The organism is Pseudomonas sp. NY5710, from assembly GCF_013305665.1.
GTDB classification, from domain to species: domain Bacteria; phylum Pseudomonadota; class Gammaproteobacteria; order Pseudomonadales; family Pseudomonadaceae; genus Aquipseudomonas; species Aquipseudomonas juntendi.
Map to the genome: position 1 here is coordinate 2,506,621 of NZ_CP045554.1, position 23,099 is coordinate 2,529,719.

The 23,099-nt window shown below is 64.5% G+C and carries 20 protein-coding genes; 15 read left to right on the plus strand and 5 right to left on the minus strand.

The window, feature by feature from the left end; genetic code table 11:
• Positions 1-34 precede the first annotated feature (34 nt).
• Positions 35-2,023, minus strand: coding sequence for a TonB-dependent receptor (locus GEV39_RS11355; protein WP_173889014.1), 1,989 nt, complete (start codon positions 2,021-2,023; stop codon positions 35-37).
• Between the two features lie 297 nt (positions 2,024-2,320).
• On the opposite strand from GEV39_RS11355, the gene GEV39_RS11360 reads away from it, so the two are divergent.
• The 4 genes from GEV39_RS11360 (at position 2,321) to GEV39_RS11375 (ending at position 7,180) form a co-directional block, all read left to right on the plus strand.
• Positions 2,321-3,496 carry a M20 aminoacylase family protein gene (locus GEV39_RS11360; protein ID WP_173889015.1) on the plus strand — a complete coding sequence of 392 codons (1,176 nt, stop codon included), beginning with the start codon at positions 2,321-2,323 and terminating at the stop codon, positions 3,494-3,496.
• Between the two features lie 84 nt (positions 3,497-3,580).
• The gene (locus GEV39_RS11365) at positions 3,581-4,891 is read left to right on the plus strand and encodes a citrate-proton symporter (RefSeq protein WP_173889017.1); all 1,311 of its coding nucleotides are present in this window, start codon (positions 3,581-3,583) and stop codon (positions 4,889-4,891) included.
• The gene (locus GEV39_RS11370; RefSeq protein WP_173889019.1) at positions 4,888-6,345 is read left to right on the plus strand and encodes an amidase; all 1,458 of its coding nucleotides are present in this window, start codon (positions 4,888-4,890) and stop codon (positions 6,343-6,345) included. The genes GEV39_RS11365 and GEV39_RS11370 overlap by 4 nt, the downstream gene beginning before the upstream one ends.
• A gap of 64 nt (positions 6,346-6,409) precedes the next feature.
• A complete protein-coding gene (locus GEV39_RS11375) occupies positions 6,410-7,180 on the plus strand; it encodes an IclR family transcriptional regulator (RefSeq protein WP_173889021.1) in 771 nt (256 codons plus the stop codon).
• Positions 7,181-7,760: 580 nt separating this feature from the next.
• On the opposite strand, the gene GEV39_RS11380 is transcribed toward GEV39_RS11375, so the two are convergent.
• Both GEV39_RS11380 and GEV39_RS11385 read right to left on the minus strand, forming a co-directional pair.
• On the minus strand, positions 7,761-8,672 hold the full coding sequence (locus GEV39_RS11380) for a LysR family transcriptional regulator (protein ID WP_173889023.1): 912 nt from the start codon (positions 8,670-8,672) through the stop codon (positions 7,761-7,763).
• A gap of 60 nt (positions 8,673-8,732) precedes the next feature.
• A complete protein-coding gene (locus GEV39_RS11385; protein ID WP_173889024.1) occupies positions 8,733-9,395 on the minus strand; it encodes an HAD family hydrolase in 663 nt (220 codons plus the stop codon).
• 101 nt (positions 9,396-9,496) lie between these two features.
• On the opposite strand from GEV39_RS11385, the gene lexA reads away from it, so the two are divergent.
• Genes lexA through GEV39_RS11405 form a run of 4 tightly spaced genes read left to right on the plus strand, consistent with a single transcriptional unit; the run spans position 9,497 to position 15,227 of the window.
• Positions 9,497-10,105 (plus strand): transcriptional repressor LexA, encoded by a 609-nt coding sequence (gene lexA / locus GEV39_RS11390; protein ID WP_009682717.1) that lies wholly within the window; start codon positions 9,497-9,499, stop codon positions 10,103-10,105.
• Entirely contained in the window at positions 10,105-10,725 is a 621-nt protein-coding gene (imuA, locus tag GEV39_RS11395; protein ID WP_173889026.1) for a translesion DNA synthesis-associated protein ImuA, read from the plus strand. Before lexA ends, imuA begins: the two co-directional genes overlap by 1 nt.
• 6 nt (positions 10,726-10,731) lie before the next feature.
• The gene (locus tag GEV39_RS11400) at positions 10,732-12,150 is read left to right on the plus strand and encodes a Y-family DNA polymerase (protein WP_173889028.1); all 1,419 of its coding nucleotides are present in this window, start codon (positions 10,732-10,734) and stop codon (positions 12,148-12,150) included.
• A complete protein-coding gene (locus tag GEV39_RS11405) occupies positions 12,147-15,227 on the plus strand; it encodes an error-prone DNA polymerase (protein ID WP_173889030.1) in 3,081 nt (1,026 codons plus the stop codon). The genes GEV39_RS11400 and GEV39_RS11405 overlap by 4 nt, the downstream gene beginning before the upstream one ends.
• Before the next feature lie 57 nt (positions 15,228-15,284).
• On the opposite strand, the gene GEV39_RS11410 is transcribed toward GEV39_RS11405, so the two are convergent.
• The gene (locus GEV39_RS11410; protein ID WP_173889032.1) at positions 15,285-16,106 is read right to left on the minus strand and encodes an aldo/keto reductase; all 822 of its coding nucleotides are present in this window, start codon (positions 16,104-16,106) and stop codon (positions 15,285-15,287) included.
• The gene (locus GEV39_RS11415; RefSeq protein ID WP_173889034.1) at positions 16,094-16,999 is read right to left on the minus strand and encodes a LysR family transcriptional regulator; all 906 of its coding nucleotides are present in this window, start codon (positions 16,997-16,999) and stop codon (positions 16,094-16,096) included. Before GEV39_RS11415 ends, GEV39_RS11410 begins: the two co-directional genes overlap by 13 nt.
• Positions 17,000-17,139: 140 nt before the next feature.
• On the opposite strand from GEV39_RS11415, the gene GEV39_RS11420 reads away from it, so the two are divergent.
• The 7 genes from GEV39_RS11420 (at position 17,140) to GEV39_RS11450 (ending at position 23,080) form a co-directional block, all read left to right on the plus strand.
• Positions 17,140-17,838, plus strand: coding sequence for a CoA transferase subunit A (locus GEV39_RS11420; protein WP_054912455.1), 699 nt, complete (start codon positions 17,140-17,142; stop codon positions 17,836-17,838).
• Positions 17,839-17,873: 35 nt separating this feature from the next.
• Positions 17,874-18,530 (plus strand): CoA transferase subunit B, encoded by a 657-nt coding sequence (locus tag GEV39_RS11425; protein ID WP_009682728.1) that lies wholly within the window; start codon positions 17,874-17,876, stop codon positions 18,528-18,530.
• A 145-nt stretch (positions 18,531-18,675) separates the two neighbouring features.
• The gene (locus GEV39_RS11430; RefSeq protein WP_173889036.1) at positions 18,676-20,094 is read left to right on the plus strand and encodes a short-chain fatty acid transporter; all 1,419 of its coding nucleotides are present in this window, start codon (positions 18,676-18,678) and stop codon (positions 20,092-20,094) included.
• 55 nt (positions 20,095-20,149) lie between these two features.
• Positions 20,150-20,692 (plus strand): helix-turn-helix domain-containing protein, encoded by a 543-nt coding sequence (locus tag GEV39_RS11435; RefSeq protein WP_029885423.1) that lies wholly within the window; start codon positions 20,150-20,152, stop codon positions 20,690-20,692.
• Between the two features lie 260 nt (positions 20,693-20,952).
• The gene (eppA, locus tag GEV39_RS11440) at positions 20,953-21,129 is read left to right on the plus strand and encodes an EPS-associated small membrane protein EppA (RefSeq protein WP_009682731.1); all 177 of its coding nucleotides are present in this window, start codon (positions 20,953-20,955) and stop codon (positions 21,127-21,129) included.
• A gap of 253 nt (positions 21,130-21,382) precedes the next feature.
• A complete protein-coding gene (locus tag GEV39_RS11445) occupies positions 21,383-21,940 on the plus strand; it encodes a polysaccharide biosynthesis/export family protein (protein WP_173889038.1) in 558 nt (185 codons plus the stop codon).
• A 24-nt stretch (positions 21,941-21,964) separates the two neighbouring features.
• The gene (locus GEV39_RS11450) at positions 21,965-23,080 is read left to right on the plus strand and encodes a hypothetical protein (RefSeq protein WP_033690383.1); all 1,116 of its coding nucleotides are present in this window, start codon (positions 21,965-21,967) and stop codon (positions 23,078-23,080) included.
• The last annotated feature ends 19 nt before the right edge of the window (positions 23,081-23,099 follow it).

The window sequence follows — 23,099 nt, forward strand, 5'->3', positions numbered from 1 at the left end:
GGCCATGGCGTGGGTCGCAGCGGCGCGCCACCCGCTATAGCTCGAAGCTGATCCTCATCCCCACCTCGCGTGGCGGGCTGTACACGGTCACAGCGCCATTGAGCAGCCCCTGGGCGTCGTAGCGCTTGTCCAGCAGGTTGTCGACATAGGTGCTGACGGTGTACTGCCCGAAGCGGTAGCCAGCGCTCAGGTCCACCAGGCCGTAGCCGGGGCGCCGATAGGTATTGGCAGCGTCCAGATACACCTTGCCCACCGCACTCAGCGCGCCCTGTACGTACCAGCCGGCATCGGCGTCGTAACGCAGGCCCAGGTGGCCGGTGAAGTCCGGGGCGAACGGGTTGCGGTTATCCTCGTAGTCGTTGCTCCGTTCGCGGAACCGCTCGAAGCGGGTGCGGTTCAGCCTCAGCGCCGCAGTGAGGGTCCAGCGTTCGCCCAGCAGGTATTCCAGGTCCAGGTCCAGGCCGGTGGAGGTCGCCGCCGCCGCATTGGTGATGTACACCAGCCCCTGCTGCACCAGTTGCTGCACCTGCATGTCACGCACCTGCATGCGGTACAGCGCCGCCGAGTAGCGCAGGCGCTGGTCCGCGGTCAGGCCCTTCAGGCCCACCTCAACGCTGCGCACCTGCTCCGGGTCGTACGCGGGGTTGCCGGCGCTGCTGGCGAAGGCATTGAAGCCGCCCGCACGCATGCCCTGGCTGTAGCTGACATAGGCCTGGGCATCGTCGCCCAGCGCATACTGCAATGCCACCTTGGGGGTGAAGTGCTGCCAACTGTCTGACTGGTTGCGGTTGCCTGCCGGGTCGATCCAGGCACGTGCGTACTCATAGCGGCCACCCAAGGTCAACGACCAGGCCCCGGACAGCGGCTGCAGCCATTGGCCGAACAGCGCGGCGGTATTGCCACCCAGGCCGGCCTGGGTGCGGCTGAGCCCCATCGGCAGTTTCTGCTGGTAATCCAGGTCGTGGTCTTCACGGTCGGCATACGCGCCCAGCAGCCAGCGGCTTTGCCCGTGGCTGCCACTCAGGCGCAGTTCCTGGCTCAGGGTTTCGAAGTGGTAGTCGCGGGCCAGGTGCATGAGGTCGCTTGGCTGGAAGTCGGTGTCCTGGCGTAGACGGTCGTCGAACACGCTGCGTGCGGTGATCGAGCGCAGTTCCAGGTCGCCGCCCAGTTGCCGGCGCAGGTCCAGCGACCAGGTGTCGCCGCTGGAGTGGTTACGCCCGGCCAGCCCGGAATTCACTGCCCGGTCGCGGCCCGTGCGGCTGCCCCATTGCGCGGCCTGGTCGCGGTATTTCAGGGTGCTGTAGCGCAGGGTCGCGTCGGTGAGCGCGTCCGGCGTCCAGCGCAGGGTCAGGCGGCCGCTCTGGCGCTCGCGGTCGTCGGCTTTGCCACCGGCGAAGTCATCGTCCAGGTAGCCGTCCTGGCTTGTCCATTGGCCGGCGGCGCCTGCATACAGGGTGCCTTCTATCAGCGCGGTGCTCAGGTCGGCGCTGACCAGGCGCTTGTCACGGCTGCCCAGCCCGGTTTCCACCCGGGCGTAGTCGGCCTCGCCCGGCTGGCGCGTGAACACGCTGAGCACGCCAGCCTCGGCGTTGCGACCGTACAGTGCCGATTGCGGACCGCGCAGGATCTCCACGCGCTCGACGCCCACCAGGTCATTGTCGAAGCCTTGGCCGCGCAACACCGGCACGCCGTCGACCAGCATCAGAAGCGAGTTGGAGAAGGCCGTGGCATTGGAGGTCAGGCCGCGCACCACTGGCAGTTGCGTGCCTGACTGGCCAAAGGGCTGGAAGGTGAACCCCGGGGTGCGCCGCACCAGTTGTTCCAGCGAGTCCACTGGCGTGGCCTGCAGGGTCCTGGCGTCGATCACCGAGAGGCTGGCAGGCAACTGGTCGCGGGCTTGTTCAAGCTTGTCGCTGGCCACCACAGTGTCTTCCAGCACCAGCCGTTCGCTCGCACTCGTCGGCGTGATACCGCCTGCGACCACAAGCCCTGTGAAAACCCCCACCAGCGTTGTTCTGGCCATGCCCGTTCCTCGATATCGGCAACGCGCACCCCGCACGGGCACGCAACGGCCGGCATTGTAGCCTCTGATCGAGAATCATTCGCGTCTGTAATCCTATGCGCCAGCGAAGGTTTTCTATGCGTGGCCTCGGGATGGAGCACTACCAGCACCAGGCTTTTGTTCCGCAGCATGAAACCAGTTTCGGTTGTGTGCCACGGCAGGCCGGGTTTAGCTGGCAGCCAGCACGACCTGCCTCACCCGTCGTGACCTCAAGGCGAACAACAAGAACGGGAAACCACCCGCACAAGGAGACTGCACATGTCCCGACATCAGCACATCCTGGCCTGGCTGAACGATGTGGCCAGCGACCTGCACGCGATCCGCCATGATATTCACGCCCACCCGGAACTGGGCTTCGAAGAAAACCGCACCTCAGCGCTGGTCGCCCGCCACCTGGAACAATGGGGCTACGAGGTGTACACCGGCATTGGCAAGACGGGCGTGGTGGGCGTGCTGCGCAATGGCAGCAGCCAGCGCCGCCTGGGCTTGCGTGCCGACATGGACGCGTTGCCCATTCATGAGACCACCGGTGCCGCCTACAGCAGCCAGCACCAGGGTTGCATGCACGCCTGCGGCCACGATGGGCATACCACCATGCTGCTCGGTGCCGCCCGCTACCTGGCCGCCACCCGGCAGTTCGACGGCACACTGACGCTGATATTCCAGCCGGCAGAAGAGGGGCAGGGTGGTGCCGAGGCGATGCTGGCCGATGGCTTGCTGACGCGTTTTCCCTGCGATGCATTGTTCGGCATGCACAACATGCCAGGGTTGCCCGCGGGGCAGTTGGGCTTGCGTGAAGGGCCGATGATGGCTTCGCAAGATCTGCTCACCGTGACCCTGGATGGGGTGGGGGGCCACGGCTCCATGCCGCACCTGACGGTTGACCCGCTGGTCGCCGCCGCCAGTGTGGTGCTGGCATTGCAAACCGTGGTGGCGCGCAATATCGATGCCCAGGAGGCAGCGGTGGTGACGGTGGGGGCCCTGCAGGCCGGCGAAGCGGCCAACGTGATCCCGCAACAGGCACTGCTGCGCCTGAGCCTGCGGGCGCTGGATGCTGAAGTACGGACGCAGACCCTGCAGCGGGTGCGGGCGATCATCACCCATCAGGCTGAAAGCTTCGGCTGCCGCGCCAGCATCGAACACCGCCCGGCGTACCCGGTGCTGGTGAACCACCCGGCAGAAAACGCCTTCGCTACCCAGGTAGCCGTGGAGTTGCTGGGCGCCGACGCGGTGGATGCCAACACCCGCAAGCTAATGGGCAGCGAGGATTTTGCCTGGATGCTGCAACGCTGCCCGGGTGCCTACCTGTTCATCGGCAACGGCGTCGCGGGGCCGATGGTGCACAACCCCGGCTACGACTTCAACGACGACATCCTGCTGACCGGCGCTGCCTACTGGGGCGCGCTGGCAGAGCGCTGGCTAGCACCTGCCTGATCCTGCCGTTTTTACCGACTGCCGCTGGAACCCGGGTGCGACCGTGCCCGGGCGATCACCCAATCACCGTGTGGAGTGTCCCCTATGCAGACTTCGAGTAATGGCGTGTCACGCACCCGCCAAGTGGTGGCTGCCGTCATCGGCAACGCCCTGGAATGGTATGACTTTATCGTGTATGGCTTTCTGGCCAGCATCATCGCCCGGCAATTCTTCCCCTCCGACGATGAATACGCCTCGCTGCTGATGGCCCTGGCCACCTTCGGTGTCGGCTTTTTCATGCGCCCGGTGGGCGGTGTGTTGCTGGGCATGTACGCCGACCGCAAGGGGCGCAAGGCGGCGATGCAGCTGATCATCCGCCTGATGACCGTGTCGATCGCCATGATCGCCTTTGCCCCCGACTACCTGGCCATTGGCATGGCCGCGCCGCTGTTGATCGTGGTGGCGCGCATGCTGCAGGGCTTTGCCACGGGCGGTGAGTACGCCAGCGCCACGGCATTCCTGGTGGAGAGTGCCCCGGCCCACCGCAAGGGCCTGTACGGCTCCTGGCAACTGGTGGGGCAATGCCTGGCGGTGTTCGGCGGTGCGGCGATGGTGGCACTGGTGACCCATCTGTGCTCGCCTGCGGCGCTGGACAGCTGGGGCTGGCGTATCCCGTTCGTGCTGGGCCTGTTGATCGGCCCGGTAGGGCTGTGGATTCGCAAGCACATGGAAGAGCCCGAGGCGTTCATCGAGGCCCGCCGCCAGGCCAAGGGTCGCTCGCCCAGCCTGCCGCAGGTGCTGCGTGAACACCGGCGCAGCCTGCTGGTGGCCATGGGCCTGGCTTCTGGCGCCACAGTGTCCTTCTATGTGGTGCTGGTGAACATGCCGACGTTTGCCCACAAAAGCCTGGGCCTGCCGTTGGACCAGGTGCTGCTGGTGCAGATGCTCGCGGTGGGCCTGATGACGGTGGTCATTCCACTGGCCGGGGCGCTGTCGGACCGTTTTGGGCGGCGGTCGGTGCTGATGGCCTTCACCCTGGCATTCTTCGTGATGGTCTACCCGCTGTATGTCTGGGTCGCCGCGGCGCCATCCCTGGACCGCCTGCTGGTCATGCAATTGCTGCTGTGCACGGCCATCGGCGGCTTCTTCGGCCCGGCGCCGACTGCCCTGGCCGAGCAGTTCCCGGTCGAGGTGCGTTCCACCGGCGTGTCGGTGGCCTATAACGTGGCGGTCATGGTATTCGGTGGCTTTGCCCCGTTGATCGTGACCTGGCTGACCCAGGCGCTGGGAACCCCGGTGGCGCCATCGTTCTATGTACTGTTTGCCTGCCTGCTGACCTTGTTGGCTACCTACTGCCTGAAAGACCTACCCCGGGCGCGCAACCGGGCCGCCTTCAACCTTGGAGTGAAACCGTGAAGCCGCTTGTCATAGACCCCATTGTCGCACTCGGCGCCGAAGCCTTGTCCCAGGCCATACACGCCCGCCAGCTGTCCTGTCGCGAGGTGATGCAGGCCTACCTGGTGCACATCGAGCGGTGCAACCCACGGGTCAATGCGCTGGTCTCGCTACGCCCGGCCGCGGCGCTGCTGGCCGAGGCCGACCAACGTGACCGCGAACTGGCCCGCGGCCATTCACGCGGCTGGATGCATGGCATGCCCCAGGCCATCAAGGACCTGGCCGCCACGGCCGGGCTGCGTACCACACTGGGTTCGCCGCTGTTCGCCGACCAGGTTCCCCAGCACGACGCGATCAGTGTGGCGCGGGTGCGGGCAAGTGGCGCCTTGATCGTGGGCAAAAGCAACGTGCCCGAGTTCGGCCTGGGGTCGCAGAGCTACAACACCTTGTTCGGCACTACCACCAATGCCTACGACCCGACACGGGTGGCGGGGGGCAGCAGCGGTGGCGCGGCGGCGGCACTGGCCATGCGCCTGCTGCCGGTGGCCGACGGCAGCGACATGATGGGCTCGTTGCGCAACCCAGCGGCGTTCAACAACGTGTTCGGCCTGCGCCCATCCCAGGGGCGGGTGCCCCACGGCCCGGCGCCGGAATTGTTCGTGCAGCAGTTGGCCACCGAGGGGCCGATGGGCCGCAGCGTGACCGATGTGGCCCGGCTGTTGTCGGTTCAGGCCGGGGCAGATGCGCGGGCACCGCTGGCGCTGAGCGAAGGCCGGCGCGATTTCGCCGCCGGCTTGCAGCGCGATCTGCGCGGGGTACGGGTGGGCTGGCTGGGGGACTACAACGGCTACTTGCCGATGGATGATGGGGTGATGAGCCTGTGCGAATCGGCCTTGGCCGACTTCGCCGAGCTGGGCTGCCGGGTCGAGGCCTGCCAACCGGCATTCGACCTGGCTCGCTTGTGGCAGTGCTGGCTCACGCACCGCCACTTCCTGGTGCATGGCAACCTCAGCGCAGCCTATGCCGACCCGGCCCGGCGCACACTGCTCAAGCCCGAAGCACAGTGGGAGGTGGAAGGCGGCTTGCAGTTGAGTGCCGCAGCGCTGTACCAGGCTTCGCTGGACCGCAGTGACTGGTACCGCGCCATGGCTGAGCTGTTCGAGCATTACGATTTCCTGCTGCTGCCATCGGCCCAGGTGTTCCCTTTCGATGCAGGCCTGCCATGGCCGCAGGTGGTAGGCGGGCGGCCCATGGATACCTACCACCGCTGGATGGAAGTGGTGATCGGGCCGACCCTGGCCGGCTTGCCGAGCATGAGCGTGCCGATCGGTTTCAACCCTGGCGGCTTGCCCATGGGCTTGCAGATCATTGGCCCGGCCCAGGCAGACCATGCCGTGTTGCAGTTGGCCTATGCCCATGAACAACTCACCGGCTGGGTGCAACGTTGCCCGCCGCCCAGCGTGCAGGCGCCATGAGGTGCTGGCCAGGCGCGCTTTTTGCTGGCTATGCTGACCATCTGGCAACCAGGAGGTCATCCCCATGGGCATCACGGCAGAAGGTGGCGGCGTGCGTTCGGTGGAGCGGGCGCTGGCCATCGTCGACCTGCTGGGCGAGCACCAGGCACTGGGCCTTGAAGAGCTGCATTACCTGACCACACTGCCCAAGGCCACGGTGTCGCGCATGCTTGCTACCTTGCAGGTGCAAGGCTGGGTTTATCGCGGCCTCAGCGACCGGCGCTATCGGCTGTGCTCGCGGCGCTTGTACGGTGACCGCCAGTTGCGCTTCAAGCGGCGCCTGGTGGAAAGCGCCGCGCCGATGCTGCTGGAGTTGAGCGAACGTACCGGGTTGGTGGTGGACCTGTCGTGTTTCGATGGTCAGCGGCTGGAGGTCATGGAAAGCGCCATTCCGCAGACCCTGCGCAAGCGTTACCCGCATACCTGCCAGATCGTCGGCCATCATGCCAGCCTGTTCCATTCGGCGATGGGCCGTGCCTGCCTGGGTGAGCTGGGGCTGGAGGAGGTACAACGCCTGGCAGCCGATGCGCGGCTGGGGGACGATGCGTTGCTGCGCGATATCGAGAAAGAGGCACACAAAGGTTTCGGCCAGCGCACCGAGGGCCACTGGGAGTACCCGGTACGCCTGCCGCACCTGATTCGCGCCATTGCCTTGCCCGTGCATGCCGAAGGCCGCCTGGCCGGGAGCATCGCCTTGCACTGGCCATTGGACCAGGCGCCTGTCGAGCGGGTACTGAGCCTGCACCTGAGCAGCCTGGCGAGCACGGTTGGCGAGGTGCAGCGGGCGTTGGCCTGAGGCTGGCGGTGGTGCTATCGCAGCCTAAGGCCGCTCTTGATGCCTGATGCTGTTTACTTGACGGTGATGCCACACTGATTGGGGCTGCTGCGCAGCCCATCGCAGGCAAGCCAGCTCCCACAGGTACAGCGCACACTTCAAGCATTGCACCGTCCTGCGGGAGATTCTATGGTTTCTGGCAAGGGTAGCCGCAGCATCTTCAGCGCCTGTGAGATCGAGCGCCGCCCGCGCGGCGCTTCGCGGGTAAACCCGCTCCTACGTTTTTTTGGGCCAGTATTGCCTGTGACAGGCGCGCGCGATCGCCTTGTTCGTACGACGCGATATCGTGGTGGGCGCCAAGGCGTTCGCGCGCAAATCCCCCAGGCATAATTGGCCCGAAACAAACGTAGGAGCGGGTTTACCCGCGAAGCGCCGCGCGGGCGGCGCTCGATCTCACAGGCGCTGCATATCTTCTGACAAACACCTGTCAGCCCTGATGCGATCCCTGTGGGAGCTGGCTTGCCTGCGATGGGTCGCAGAGCGGCCCCAACTGCTCAAGTGGATAGCTGGGGTAGCCCTTCATCGGTGCCTGTGCAACTGCCTAGCGCTCCAGGCTGTACATCCGGCATTCCGCCAGCAAGGCCAGCAGGTTCGGCTCCCGCTCCCGCGCCTTCAGAAACACCACGCCGATATGCTGCTGCAAACGGTACTGCGGCTGCAGGGCTATCAGCCTGACGCGGTTTTCGTAGACAGCCGCGATGCGCCCCGGCAGCAGGGCAAAGCCCACGCCCGAACTGACCATGCTCAGTAGGGTGAAGATGTCGTTGACCTGCATGGCCACCTTTGGCTCGAAGCCGGCTTGCTGGAAGACCCGGGCGCCATCGCGGTGTGTGGCAAACCCTTGGGTCAGGGTGATGAAGGTGGAGTCGGCGAGGTCGGCCAGGTCCACCTCGGCCTGCTCGGCGAAGGGGGAATCGGTGGGTACGGAGAGGAAGATGTCGTCGGAAAACAGCGGCAGTTGTTCGCAGGCCGGGTCGATCACGCTCTCGTCCAGGGAGACGAGAATGGCCTCCAGTTCATGGTTTTTCAGGCGCTGCAGCAGGTCGAGGTTGGAGCCCAGGGTCAGGTCGATGTTCAGTTCGCTGCGCCGCAGCTTAAGCCCCATCACCAGCTTGGGCACGGTTTTTACCGTTAGCGAGTACAGCGCGCCCAGGCGAAAGCGCTCGGCATAGAAGCCGGCAGCTTCGCGGGTCTGGCGCACCATCTGCTCGGCGTCCTGGATCAGCAGGCGGGCTTTCTTTTCCAGTACGTAGGCGCTTTCCAGCGGAATCAGCTGCCGGCCTTCGTGCTTGAAAAGGGCGCAGCGCAGGGCGCTTTCCAGCGAGTGGATGGCACGGTGCACGCTGACCGAACTGGTGCACAATTCGGCGGCAGCGCGGCTGAGGTTGCCGCTGCGCATGAAGGCGAGGAAGGTTTCCAGCTTTTTCAGGGTGAGTTCTTCGTCGATCAGCATGGGGTGGCCTGGGCAGCGCGCTGGTTGGGATGGCTAGGGCTTCAATGGTGCTGTCGAGGATCAAGCGCGCTGGCGTTGCTCGACCAATGCCCACAACTGGGTATCGTTGAAATCAGCGATGACCAACTGTGCGCCCGCTGCCCGCAACCGCTCAGGTGTTTGCGTGGTGGCTACGCCGACGGTAAAGATACCGGCCGCAGTGGCTGCAGCCACCCCCGGCAAGGAGTCCTCGAAAGCCAGCGCCTGCCCGGCCGCGGCGCCCAGCCGCTGCAGCCCGGTAAGGTAGGGCAGCGGGTCGGGTTTGGGCCGGGCCAGCTCGTCGGCCACGACCACATGCTCGAAGCGCTGGGCCAAGCCCATGGCAGCGAGCATGTGCTCGGCATTGAGGCGCGGCGCGTTGGTGACCACGCACATGCTCATGGTGTGGGCCTGGGCATGTTCCAGCAGGCGCAGCAGGCCTGGCATGGGCTGCAACGCCGGCGACATCTCCCGGAACAAGGCTTCCTTGCGGTCGGCCAGCCTCGCGCACTGTTCGGTACTGGCGCCGGGAAACAGTTCGGCGAACAGCTCGCCATTGGCCCTGCCGCTGACCTGGGCCTCGAACTGGGCCTGGCTCAGCTCGCGGCCGTCATGGTCACGCAGCAGTTGGCGAAAAGCCTGCAAGTGCAGGCTGTCAGTGTCGGTAAGGGTTCCGTCGAGGTCGAACAGCAGGGCGGTGAGCATGGGGTATCCCGTTCAGAAAAACACAAGCCGGGGGATCATAACCAATGCAGACGACGAAGGGGTCTGTTCAGCACGCGGCGAAAGGAGTACAAATGTGCTCCATGAACAACCTTACCCCCAAACGCCGCGCCATTTTCGACTTCATCCGCGAGCGCATCAGCGACCACGGGCAGCCGCCGAGCCTGGCGGACATCGCCACGCGCTTCGGTTTTGCCTCGCGCAGCGTCGCGCGCAAACACATCACCGCCCTGTGTCAGGCGGGTTATATCGATGTCACCCCCAACCAGGCGCGGGGCATTCGCCTGGCCGACCCCCTGCGCCGGCCAGAGATGCTCGAAGTCCCGGTGCTCGGCCAAGTGGCGGCAGGCGCCCCGATCGGCCCGGACCTGGGCATCCACGAGCAGTTGCTGCTCGACCCCAGCCTGTTCAGGCGCACCCCCGACTACCTGCTCAAGGTGCGTGGCGATTCGATGATCGATGACGGCATCTTCGACGGTGACCTGGTCGGCATCCTGCAACAGGCCGATGCCCGTGATGGCCAGATCGTGGTAGCCCGGCTCGACGGCGAAGTCACCATCAAGCGCCTGCAACGCGTGGGCAAGCACTACCGGTTGTTGCCACGTAACCCAGCCTATGCGCCTATCGATGTGCTCCCCACACAGGAGTTCTTCATCGAAGGCGTGTTCTGTGGCTTGCTGAGGCGTGACTGATGGGCGCGGTGGTCGACCTCGACCGGTTGTTGGACCAGCGCCGGGTATGGCGCGGCCGGCAGGCCCAGGCGCGACCGCTGGGCCTGCAGCCAACCGGCCATGCCGTGCTGGACGAACGTTTGCCGGAAGGCGGTTGGCCGGCAGCCGCATTGAGCGAACTGCTGTTGGCGTACCCGGGTTGTGGCGAATTGCAGTTGCTGTGGCCAACCCTGGCACGCCTGAGCGCAGACGCCAGCCGCGTGGTGTTGGTGGCGCCGCCTTTCATTCCCTATGCGCCGGCCTGGCAGGCCGCGGGGGTAGACCTGCGCTGGCTGGTGCAGGTAAACGCCGAACCCGCTGACGCCCTGTGGGCCGCCGAGCAGTGCCTGCGCTCGGGCAGTTGCGCGGCAGTGCTGTGCTGGCCCGAGCGTGCCGATGACCGTGCCCTGCGGCGCCTGCAAGTGGCGGCGGAAACCGGCCAGGCGCTGGCCTTTGCCTGCCGGCCGCAGCAGGCCGCCCACAACCCGTCACCGGCAGCATTGCGCATCGCCGTGGATACCCGCCCCGCCCAATGGCGGGTGCTGAAAAGCCGCGGCGGCATGCCGCCGGCCCTGCCCATTGCCAGCCCGTGGCAGGGCTGATGCAACATGCTCTGGGCCTGCATCCTGCTTCCGCAACTGGCGTTGGACACCGTCCTGCGCGAGCGCGAAGACTCAGCCAACCCCCTGGTCATCATTGGCGGGCCCAGCCAGCGGCGGGTACTGCAGGCAGTCAACCCGGCAGCGGCGGCGCTCGGCATGCGGGCCGGGCAAACCCTGACCGCTGCACGTGCGCTGGCCGATGGTTTCACCTGTATCGAAACAGACCCCAGGCGCATCGAGCGCATGCAGCAACTGCTGGCCGCCTGGGCCTACCGTTTCAGTGCCCAGGTCAGCCTGCATTACCCGCGTGCGCTGTTGCTGGAGGTGGGCTCAAGCCTGCAGCTGTTCGGCCCATGGCCCGTGATGGAAGCACGCCTGCGCCAGGAACTGGCTGAACTGGGCTTGCGCCAGCGCATCGTGGTGGCCAGCAACCCGGTGGCAGCGCGCATGCTGGCCAATGCCCACGATGGCCTGGTGGTCGCCGATGCCGAAGCCACCCGTAACGCGTTGCTGAACATGCCCATCCAGCGCATCGGCTTGCCGCCAGAGGCTGCCGAAGCCTTTACCCGCATGGGCTTGCGGCAACTCGGCCAGGTGCTGGCGTTGCCGCGCGACACCTTGGCCAAACGCTTTCCCGCCCAGGTGCAACTGCACCTGGATCAGTTGCTCGGCCTGCGCACCCTGGGGTTGGACTTCTACCAGCCGCCCGATCGTTTCGAGAGCCGGCTGGAGCTGAACTTCGATGTTGAATCGCACCAGGCGCTGTTGTTCCCGCTGCGGCGCATGCTCAACGACCTGGCCGCATTCCTGGCCGGTCGCGATTGTGGCGTGCAGCGCTTTTGCCTGCACCTGGAGCATGTCGAAGGCCCGGACACGCTGCTGAAGGTCGGCTTGCTGGCCGCCGAGCGCGACGCCGCGATGCTGTTCGAACTGGCCCGTGGGCGCCTGGAGCCGCTGCGTATTCCGGCCCCGGTGCGCAACCTGCGGTTGGTCGCCGAAGACCTGCCAGCCTTTGTGCCACAGCACCAGGCGTTGTTCGACCCACGGGCGCAACAGGCGCAACCTTGGGAACAATTGCGCGAGCGCTTGCGCGCGCGGCTGGGCGATGAGGCCGTCCAAGGCCTGAGCGCGGCCGCCGATCACCGGCCCGAATGTGCCTGGCAACTGGCAGAGCAGGGGGCGCTCGGGGGCATGCCGGTTGCCCCGGGCAGCCGCCCTGGTTGGTTGCTGCCCGCGCCGTTGGCGCTGGATGAAGCTGGCTACCGCCTGCAGAGCCCTGCCGAGCGCATCGAGTCGGGCTGGTGGGATGGCGGCGATGTACGCCGCGATTACTACCGCATCGAAACCCGCGACGGCTTGCGTGGCTGGGCCTACCGTGACCTGGGTCAGGCCGGCCCGCTTTGGTTGCAGGGCTGGTTTGCATGAACCCCGCCCCGTATGCCGAGCTGCATTGCCTGTCCAATTTCAGTTTCCAGCGCGGCGCGTCGAGCGCCGACGAACTGTTCCGGCGGGCCAAAGAGCAGGGTTACCAGGCCCTGGCGATCACTGACGAATGTACGCTGGCCGGTATCGTGCGCGCCTGGCAGGCTGCCAAGGTGCACCAGGTGCCGCTGATCGTCGGCAGCGAAGTGCAGTTGCACGACGGCCCCAAACTGGTGCTGCTGGTTGCCGACCTGGCGGGCTACCAGAACCTGTGCGCACTGATTACCCGCGCCCGACGGCGGGCGGAAAAGGGCCAGTACCAGCTTTTTCGGGATGACCTTCAGCAGCACCATCACGGCTTGCTGGCCTTGTGGGTGGCGGGCGACAGGGGCGATACGGCCACCGGCCAATGGTTGCGCGGGCTGTTTGCCCAGCGCCTGTGGTTGGCCGTGCACCTGCACCGTGGCAGTGACGATGCCCGGCACCTTCAGGGCCAGCAAGCCCTGGCGGCCGAGCTGGGTATTCGCGCGGTGGCCTGTGGCGATGTGCATATGCATGTGCGCGGCCGCCGGGCGTTGCAGGACTGCATGACTGCGATTCGTCAGCATTGCCAGGTGGCCGAAGCCGGGCGTTTTCTGTTTGCCAATGGCGAACGGCACTTGCGCAGCCCGGCACAACTGGCAGAACTCTACCCGCCCGAGATGCTGGCCGAGACCCTGGCCATTGCCCAGCGTTGCCAGTTCGACCTCGGCCAACTGCACTACCAGTATCCACGCGAACTGGTGCCTGAAGCACATACCCCGGCCAGTTGGCTGCGAACACTGTGCGAGCAGGGGTTGCCGGTGCGTTGGCCACAAGGGCCAAGCGCCAAGGTGCGGCAGGTGCTGGACACGGAGCTGGCGCTGATCGAAGAGCTGGGGTACGAAAGCTACTTTCTGACCGTGCACGACATTGTCGCCTTCGCCCGGCGCCAGGGTATCCTCTGCCAGGGCCGGGGCTCGGCGGCCAATTCGGTGGTGTGCTTCGTGCTGGGTATCACCGAGCTCAATCCCATGCAGCACCGCCTGCTGTTCGAGCGTTTTCTATCACGCGAGCGCAACGAGCCGCCCGATATCGACGTGGATTTTGAACACGACCGCCGTGAAGAAGTGATCCAGTACGTGTTCCGCCGTTATGGGCGGCACCGTGCTGCGCTCACGGCGGTGGTCAATACGTACCATGCTGCAGGTGCCGTGCGCGATGTCGCGCGTGTGCTGGGTTTGCCCATGGACCAGGTCGATGCCCTGGCCAAATGCTGTGGCCGCTGGAGCGACCGCATACCTGACGAACAACGCCTGGCCGAGGCCGGGTTCGAAGCTGGCAGCCCGTTGTTGCGGCGGGTACTGGTGCTGGCCGGCGAGTTGATCGGCTTCCCCAGGCACCTGTCGCAGCACCCGGGCGGGTTTGTCATCTCGCAGCAGCCGCTGGACCAGCTGGTGCCGGTGGAAAACGCCGCCATGGCCGAACGTACCGTCATCCAGTGGGACAAAGACGACCTCGACATGGTCGGCCTGCTCAAGGTCGACGTGCTGGCGCTGGGCATGCTCAGTGCCTTGCGCCGTTGCTTCGACCTGCTGCAGCGGCACCGTGGCCGTGAACTGAGCCTGGCGACCATCCCCAGCGAAGACCCCGCCACCTACGCCATGATCAGCCGCGCGGAGACCATGGGGGTGTTCCAGATCGAGTCGCGCGCGCAAATGGCCATGTTGCCGCGGCTGCGCCCCAGCACCTTCTACGACCTTGTGATCGAGGTGGCCATCGTGCGCCCGGGGCCAATCCAGGGGGACATGGTGCACCCCTACCTGCGCAGGCGGCTCAAGCAAGAGCCGGTGACCTACCCGTCGCCAAAACTGAAGGAGGTGTTCGAGCGCACCTTGGGTGTGCCGCTGTTCCAGGAACAGGTGATGGAGCTGGCCATGGTCGCAGCCGACTATTCACCAGGCGAGGCCGATCAGTTGCGGCGCAGCATGGCCGCCTGGAAACGCCACGGTGGTCTTGAACCGCACCGCCAGCGCTTGCTGCAAGGCATGTTGCGCAATGGCTACGAGCTGGCATTCGCCGAGCGCATCTTCGAACAGATCAAAGGCTTCGGCAGCTATGGTTTTCCAGAGTCGCATGCCGCCAGCTTTGCCTTGCTGTGCTATGCCAGCAGCTGGCTCAAGTGCCATGAACCGGCCATTTTCACCTGCGCCCTGGTCAACAGTTGGCCTATGGGTTTCTACAGCCCTGACCAACTGCTGCAGGAGGCGCGTCGCCAGGGCATCGAGGTACGGCCGGTGGATGTCTGCCACAGTGAATGGGACTGCACGCTGGAGCCGGATGCCCAGGGCACCTTGGCCTTGCGCATGGGCTTGCGCTTGGTCCGGGGCCTGGCCGAAGCCGATGCCAGGCGCCTGGAGCAGGCCCGGGCGCAGCAGCCATGGCGCGACGTGGAAGACCTGTGCCTGCGTGCCGGGCTGGCCACCCGCGCGCTGGCCTGCCTGGCGGATGCCGGCGCGCTTCGCGCCTTGGCCAGCGACCGGCATCAGGCGCGCTGGCAGGTGGCGGCCGTGCAGGCGCAACTGCCGCTGTTTGCCGATGTACAGGCCGAGCCGGAGGTGGCGGTGCATTTGCCGGCCCCGACAGTGGCGCAGGACCTGGTGGCCGATTACCAGGCCTTGGGTACCACGTTGGGGCCGCACCCGTTGACCTTGCTGCGTGCGCGTCTGCGGGCACTGGGCTGCCGCAGTTCTGCAGAACTGCAAGGCCTGGAGCAAGGCGACAACATCGCCGTGACGGGGCTGGTGGTAGGGCGGCAGCGGCCGCAGACCGCCAGCGGGGTGACGTTCGTCACCCTCGAGGACGAACACGGTATGGTCAACGTGGTGGTATGGCGGGCGCTGGCCGAACGGCAAAGGCGGGCGCTGGTCGGGGCGCAGTTGCTCAAGGTCAGCGGGCGGCTGGAGCAGCAAAATGGCGTGCGCCACCTGATAGCACGGCGCCTGGAAGATGTGACCGCGCTGTTGCAGGGGTTGGACGTGCGTAGCCGCGACTTTCATTAACTTCGCGGGCTACCCCGCGGCGGCGCGGCCACGCATTCACGAAAATGCCCTGGCGGACTACACCATCGCCAAGCGCTGCTTGCGGGTAGGCGCCGGGAAGGCCAGGTCGATTGCGCGCAGGTCTTCGCGGGTCAAGGCCAATGCACCCGCTGCTGCATTCAGCCGAACATGCCCGGGCGCCACGGCTTTGGGAATGGCAATGATGCCATCATCACGGGTAACCCAGGCCAGGCAGACCTGAGCCGGCGTGGCACCATGGCGCTCGGCTATTCCTGCCAGCACCGGGTGCTGCAACAAGCGCCCGGCTTGGGCCAGCGGGCAGTAGGCCATGGTCGGTAGCGCGCGTTGTTGGCACCAGGGCAGCAAGTCGAATTCGATGCCCCGCTGGGTCGGGTTGTACAGCACCTGGTTGGTGGCGCAGGCAGGGTTGTTCAATTCGCGCAGGTCGTCGATATCGAAATTGGAAACGCCCCAACGCTTGATCTTGCCCTGCTCGCGCAAACGCTCGAAGGCGTCGACGGTTTCTTCTAGCGGGTGCTGGCCCCGCCAGTGCAGCAGGTACAGATCGATGCACTCGGTACCCAGGCGTGCCAGGCTGCGCTCGCAGGCGCTTGCCATGCCCTGCCGGCCGGCATTGTGCGGGTAGACCTTGCTGACCAGGAACACCTGGTCGCGGCGCCCGGCAATGGCCTGGCCAACCACGGTCTCCGCACCGCCTTCGGCATACATTTCGGCGGTGTCGATCAGGCTCAGGCCCAGCTCGATACCCTGTTGCAAGGCCGCTACCTCTGCCGCCCTGCGCCCAGGGTCTTCGCCCATGTACCAGGTGCCTTGGCCAATGGCCGGCACGCTCGCGCCTGCCAGTTTCACGTAACGCATGTCACCTCCGGGGGCTGTGTATTGGACAGTAGAACCTCAAGCAACGCCTGCGCTGCGGTGGACAGTTTGTGCTCGCTCAGGGCAATTACCCCAATGCGCCGCTCGACCGTGGGTTCGACCAGGGGCACGCAGCGTGCTCCCAGTTCTTGCATCTGGTTGATGCACAGGGCTGGCACCGCGCTAACGCCCAGGCCGCTGGCAACCATGCGGCCGATGGTCGCCAGTTGGTGGCTTTCGAACGCCACGGCCAGTTTGCCGTGCTGGGCTGCAACATTCTGCTCCATCAACAGGCGTACCGCCGACGGCCGCTGCAGGGCCACGAAATCTTCGGCCATCAGTTGCGCCCAACTGACCTGGTTCAACACCGCCAAGGGTGAGTCAGCGGGCACCACTGCGACAAAACGGTCCATGTACAGCGGGTGGAAGTGCAGGCCGTCGGTATTGTCCGGCTCGAAACCAATGCCCAGTTCGACTCGGCGGTGGCGCACCAGTTCCTGCACCTGTTCGTTGATCACATCGTGCACGGTGACGTTGACCTTGGGGTAGCGTTGGCGGAAGACCTTGAGCGAATGGGGCAGCAGGTTACCGGCGAACGACGGCATCGCCGCCACCGAGACCCGGCCCAGTTGCAGGGTGAAGCGTTGCCGCAGCATCTCTTCGGTATCGTCCCAGTCGGCCAGCAGCCGCCGCGCCAGCGGCAGCAGCACTTCGCCTTCGGCCGTCAGGCTGACGCTGCGGGTGGTGCGGCTGAGCAGGGCGCCGCCCAGGTTCTCTTCCAGTGCCTTGATGGTCAGGCTCAGGGCCGGTTGCGATACATGCAGGTGTTCACCGGCCTGGGCGAAGCTCTGGTACTTGGCCACGGCGACAAAGGCGCGCAGTTGCTTGACGTTCATGACGGGCCTATCGTTTGTTTTGCGAAATTTATCAATCGATGATGAAAACAAAATTAACAAATCAGTCGCTTGCGGTGAAGATGGCTACACACGCTCACCGACAGCCTCGTCGGTTCAACAACTACAAAAGGCGGATCAGCATGGCCGGACTGGACAAGCGCGTTGCAACCTACGAACAGGCCCTCGACGGGCTGACCGACAACATGACGGTACTGGCCGGTGGTTTTGGCCTGTGCGGCATTCCGGAAAACCTTATCAGCGAAATCAAGCGCCGTGGCGTCAAGGGCCTGACCGTGGTCTCCAACAACTGCGGAGTGGACGGGTTTGGCCTGGGGGTGTTGCTGGAAGACCGGCAGATCCGCAAGATGATCGCCTCCTACGTGGGCGAAAACGCCGAATTCGAGCGCCAGTTGCTCAGCGGTGAGCTGGAAGTGGAACTGACACCCCAAGGCACCCTGGCCGAAAAAATGCGCGCTGGTGGCGCCGGCATCCCGGCGTTCTTCACCGCCACCGGCTACGGCACCCCGGTTGCCGAAGGCAAGGAGGTTCGCGAATTCAAGGGCCGCAAGTACATCCTCGAAGAGTCCATCACCGGTGACTTCGCCATCGTCAAGGGCTGGAAAGCCGACCATTACGGCAACGTGGTGTACCGCAACACCGCGCAGAACTTCAACCCGCTGGCGGCCACTGCCGGCAAGATCACCGTGGTCGAAGTGGAAGAAATCGTCGAGCCGGGTGTGCTGCTGCCGAGCGAGATCCACACCCCAGGCATCTATGTGGACCGGGTGATCGTCGGCACCTTCGAAAAGCGTATCGAAAAGCGCACCGTCAAGGCCTGAGCGGCCTCCACCAGAACAACAAAGAGATCCTGACCATGGCACTGACCCGCGAACAGATGGCGCAACGCGTCGCCCGTGAACTGAAGGACGGCTACTACGTCAACCTGGGTATCGGCATTCCGACCCTGGTGGCCAACTATGTACCCGCCGACATGGATGTGATGCTGCAATCGGAAAACGGCCTGCTCGGCATGGGCGAATTCCCCACCGAAAGCACCCTCGACCCCGACATGATCAACGCCGGCAAGCAAACCGTCACCGCCCGCCGGGGTGCCTCGATCTTCGACTCGGCGCAGTCGTTCGCCATGATTCGTGGCGGCCATGTCGACCTGACCGTGCTGGGGGCGTTCGAGGTAGACGTGCAGGGCAATATCGCCTCGTGGATGATCCCGGGCAAGCTGGTCAAGGGCATGGGCGGCGCCATGGACCTGGTAGCGGGCGCCGAGAACATCATCGTGACCATGACCCACGCATCCAAGGACGGCGAGTCCAAGCTGCTGGCGCAGTGCAGCCTGCCGCTGACCGGTGCCGGTTGCATCCGCAAGGTGCTGACCGACCTGGCCTACCTGGAAATCGAAGACGGTGCGTTCATCCTGCGCGAAACCGCGCCAGGGGTGAGCATCGAGGAAATCGTCGAGAAGACTGCCGGCAAACTGATCGTGCCGGATGATGTGCAGGAAATGACTTTCTAAGGCGTTACGCCACCCAACCCTGTAGGCGCAGGTTGCACCGCTGAGTGTGTCGGTACATTACCGGCATGGTCGCGAGTGAACCTGTACCTACAGGGTTTTTGCGTTGTCTGTTTCACCTCATAAAACCAATAAAAGGAATGCCATTGTGGCCGCTGAAATTCAAGACAGCCGTAGCGCGCGCTTTGCCTTGCGCTGTTCCAACTGGGCCGAACGCTGGTTCCCCGACTCCTGGGTATTCGCCGCCTTGGCGGTGCTGCTGGTGTGCATCGGCGCGCTGGCCATGGGGGCCAAGCCGACCGACACCGCCAAGGCCTTTGGCGATGGTTTCTGGAGCCTGATTCCGTTCACCATGCAGATGGCTTTCGTGGTCATCGGCGGCTATGTGGTCGCCAGTTCGCCACCGGCGGCACGCCTGATCGACCGCCTGGCGCGCATCCCTGGCAATGGCCGCTCGGCCGTGTGCTGGGTGGCACTGATCTCGATGCTGGCTTCCTTGCTCAACTGGGGCCTGTCGCTGGTGTTCGGTGGTTTGCTGGTGCGCGCCCTGGCGCGGCGCACCGACCTGAAGATGGATTACCGTGCTGCGGGGGCGGCCGCCTACCTGGGCCTGGGCGCTGTGTGGGCACTGGGCCTGTCTTCGTCGGCGGCGCAGCTGCAGGCCAACCCGGCCAGCTTGCCGCCTTCGATCCTGTCGATCACCGGCGTTATCCCGTTCACCGAAACCATCTTTCTGTGGCAATCCGGGGTAATGCTGGCGGCACTGGTCATCGTCTCGCTGGTCATCGCCTACGCCACGGCACCGGGGCCGAACAGCGCACGCAGCGCCGAAGCGTGTGGCGTAGACCCCAGCTTCACTGCACCGGCGGCACCCCAGCGTACCCGCCCCGGTGAATGGCTGGAGCACAGCCCCATCCTGATTCTGCTGCTGGTCGCCCTGGCTGCCGGCTGGCTGTACCAGGAGTTCGCTACCAAACCGGCGATTACCGCCATCTCCGGGCTGAACACCTACAACCTGTTGTTCATCATGCTCGGTGCCCTGTTGCACTGGCGCCCGCGCAGTTTCCTCGACGCCGTGGCGCGCGCGGTACCGACCACCACCGGGGTGCTGATCCAGTTCCCGCTGTACGGTTCGATCGCGGCCATTCTCACCCAGGTGAAGGGCGTGGACGAACAGACCTTGGCCCACCACATATCGTTGTTCTTCACCCAGATCGCCACCCACGATACCTATGCCGTGCTGATGGGCGTGTATTCGGCGGTGCTGGGCTTCTTCATTCCGTCGGGCGGCGGCAAGTGGATCATCGAAGCACCCTACGTGATGCTGGTGGCCAACGACCTGCAATACCACCTGGGGTGGGCGGTGCAGATCTACAACGCGGCAGAGGCCTTGCCGAACCTGATCAACCCGTTCTACATGCTGCCACTGCTGGGCGTGCTGGGGCTCAAGGCACGCGACCTGATCGGCTTTTCCTTTGTGCAACTGCTGGTGCACGTGCCGCTGGTGCTGGTATTGCTCTGGGCGCTGGGCACCACGCTGCAGTATGTGCCACCGGTGATGCCATGAGCGGCGGCTCCACGTATCATGCCCGGGCTGCCTTGGCCTGGGAAACACGCGTCACATGTCTATCCGATTGAAACTGCTGCGCAAGAAACTGGGAATGACCCTGGAAATGCTGGCCGAAAAGACCAGCATGACCAAAAGCTACCTGTCCAAGGTCGAACGTGGCCTCAACACGCCGTCGATTGCTGCCGCCCTGAAGCTGGCGCGCGCATTGAACGTGAATGTCGAGGAACTGTTTGCCGAAGAGCAGGCCGGCCAGAGCCGCTATAGCCTGGTGCGCCACGGCGAGCGCCAGGCGCTGGTGGGTGACGGCCAGGGCCCCGGCTATGCGGCGTTGACCAGCCAGGTTGGGCAGCGCAGCCTGGTACCGTTCCTGATCCAGCCACCCTCCGAGTTCAGCGACCCGACGTTCAAGGAGCACCAGGGCGAAGAGTTCCTGTTCGTGCACGCGGGCCAGGTGGAGGTGGACTTCATGAACGAGCGGGTGCTACTGGAGCAGGGCGATGCCTTGCATTTCAACGCGCAAACCCCGCATCGCCTGCGCTCGGTTGGCGCGCAGCCGGCGCAATTGCTGGTGGTCGTTCACCATGCCGAGGAATGAGCCGGGCAGGGCGCTGGTGCCGGCCTGCCTGAACCTTTCACTTTCTCATCCGTGAAACGCAGGCACCCGGCAGCTGGCTGAGTTCAGCACTTCTTGTCTGTCGTTTTTTTGACGAATCTGCCTGCCGCCCATTAAATTTTATTATGGTGTCGGATCATTGACGTAATGTCACTGTGCCCATAAGCTCAATTCAACAGCGACACAAACCCCGCACTACCTCGCCAATAACTCATTGATTTTCCTGTTTAAAGGAAGGGCGTATGCGCACGACTCTGATAATCAAATCGATGTTCTTGCTGGTGCTCTTGAGTGGCGCTGCGCGCGCAGCCGATTCGTATATAAGCCAGAACAGTATCATTCCTGTTTCAACGGCTGGCTGGTTCTTTGCGTTCGCTGTTGTCGGTTTTGTGGCGGTGGCCAACCGCCGGAAAATCTGAACACCCTTTGCCGCAAGTCGCGGGGTGGGGTTTCGCCGCTGGCTTGTTAATTCACCAACCGTTGCTATATTCCCTGTAGCCCATGAAGGTCCATGGTTTCAGGCACCGCAGCCCAGGCTGCACAGCGTCAAGGTAAGTGCCTCCAGGAAGGTCGAGGCCGTCGCGGCAGTGGTGGGTCGCGAAGCGGAGCGAGAGTTGGTGCGTTGTTCTCATACAGTGCTCTTTGTCGGGCCATTTGGCCGGAGGGACCCTCATGATGCGTTCATTGTTTGCCGCGTTCTGCTTGTTGACGGTGTGGTCGAATGCCAGTTACGCCGACACGAGCAACTCTACCTATTTGCTCAGCCCTGGCGATGTGGTGATGGTATCGGTCTGGCAGGAAGACAGCTTGCGCCAGGAAGCGACCGTACTACCCGATGGCAGTATCACGTTCCCACTGGCCGGGCGCATCAATGTTGCCGGGCTCGATGTAACCGCAGTCGAAAAGCAAGTGGCTGCCAAACTTGAAAAATACCTTCCCGACCCGAATGTCAGCGTTGTCGTCAAGAGCATCGCCGGCAACCTGGTCTATGTCCAGGGCAAAGTGATCAAGCCGGGGCCGGTGCAAATGGCCGGGCCGACCGCCGTGTTGCAGGCGCTGAGCATGTCGGGTGGCCTGGACAAGTTTGCCGACGAAAGCGAGATCAAGGTAGTTCGTGGCGCAGGCGCTTCCCAAAAGATCTTGCCCGTGCGATATAAGGACCTGGTGTCTGGGCGCGATATGTCCACCAACATCCAACTTCAGGCTGGCGACACGCTGGTCGTTCCTTGATCTTGCCTTCAATAAGAACATTTAATGCCACTTCTCAGAACAACTAGCATTGCAACGGCAATCTTGGTCTTGCCGTTTACGGAATCGGCCCTGGCGGCAAATTGGCAGTCTACGGTGGTGGTGCCGACATCCGTCGAGTACGACAGCAACCCGTTGTTGCTGACATCGGGCGAGAAGGGCATCACGCGCACGATCATCGCGCCCGATTACACCCTGATCGGCACCTTCGACCGTGACGAACTGAGATTGGGGCTGGGCATGAATGTGTTGCGCTCGTCCGACACCAACGTAGTCGATAACCGCGAGGACCCCGACATCAGCCTGGGCTGGCAGCGCACCACCGAGCGCGGGCGTTTTGGCCTGGTGGCACGCTACAACGAAAGCTCGACGCTGTCGGGCACTGTGCTGGATACCGGGGTGATCACCACTGATGGCACGCAGAAGCTCTACACATTGACCGGCAACTGGAGCCAGGCGGTCACCGAGCGCAGTACCTTGAGCAACGAAACCACCTACAGCCGCGCCCGGTATGACGTCAGCACGCTGACGGGTTACAACGAACTGGCCAACGTTTTTACCTGGACCTATGCCTGGAGCGAGCGCGCCGATGTGTATACCCGCTTCGGCGCGCGGCGCTACGAGCCCGAGCAGGACCTGACCGCCACCGCTTCCAACAGTTACACCCCGGCTGTGGGCATCAAGTACCAACTGGCCGATGGCCTGAGTGCCGATGCCCACATTGGTGTCAACCAGGTGTCGGGCGATGAAGGCGGCCGACGCGGGGAGGGTGGGGTGGCGTTGCTCTATACCGGTGTGCGGGCCGATGCCAGCTTCACCGCCGAACGCAGCACGGTGGCCAGTGCCGAAGGCGGCTTCGCCGAGCTGGACCAGGTACGCGGGGTGTGGAGCTATGCCGTTACCGAGCTGACCCGGGTGGGCGCAGACGCTGCCTGGCAAGACAGCAAAGGACAGTCACCGAACACACTGCAAACGTACAGCGTATGGGCCAGCCGAGAGTTCTCGCCGTATTGGGACCTGCGCCTGTCGCTGATGTACAAGGAACGCCAGCAGGACCACGTACCGGATGCAACCGCAACCATCGTGGGTTTGACGTTGACGTACAGGTACCCCGACATCTGAACTTCAGGCAGGTGGCCCC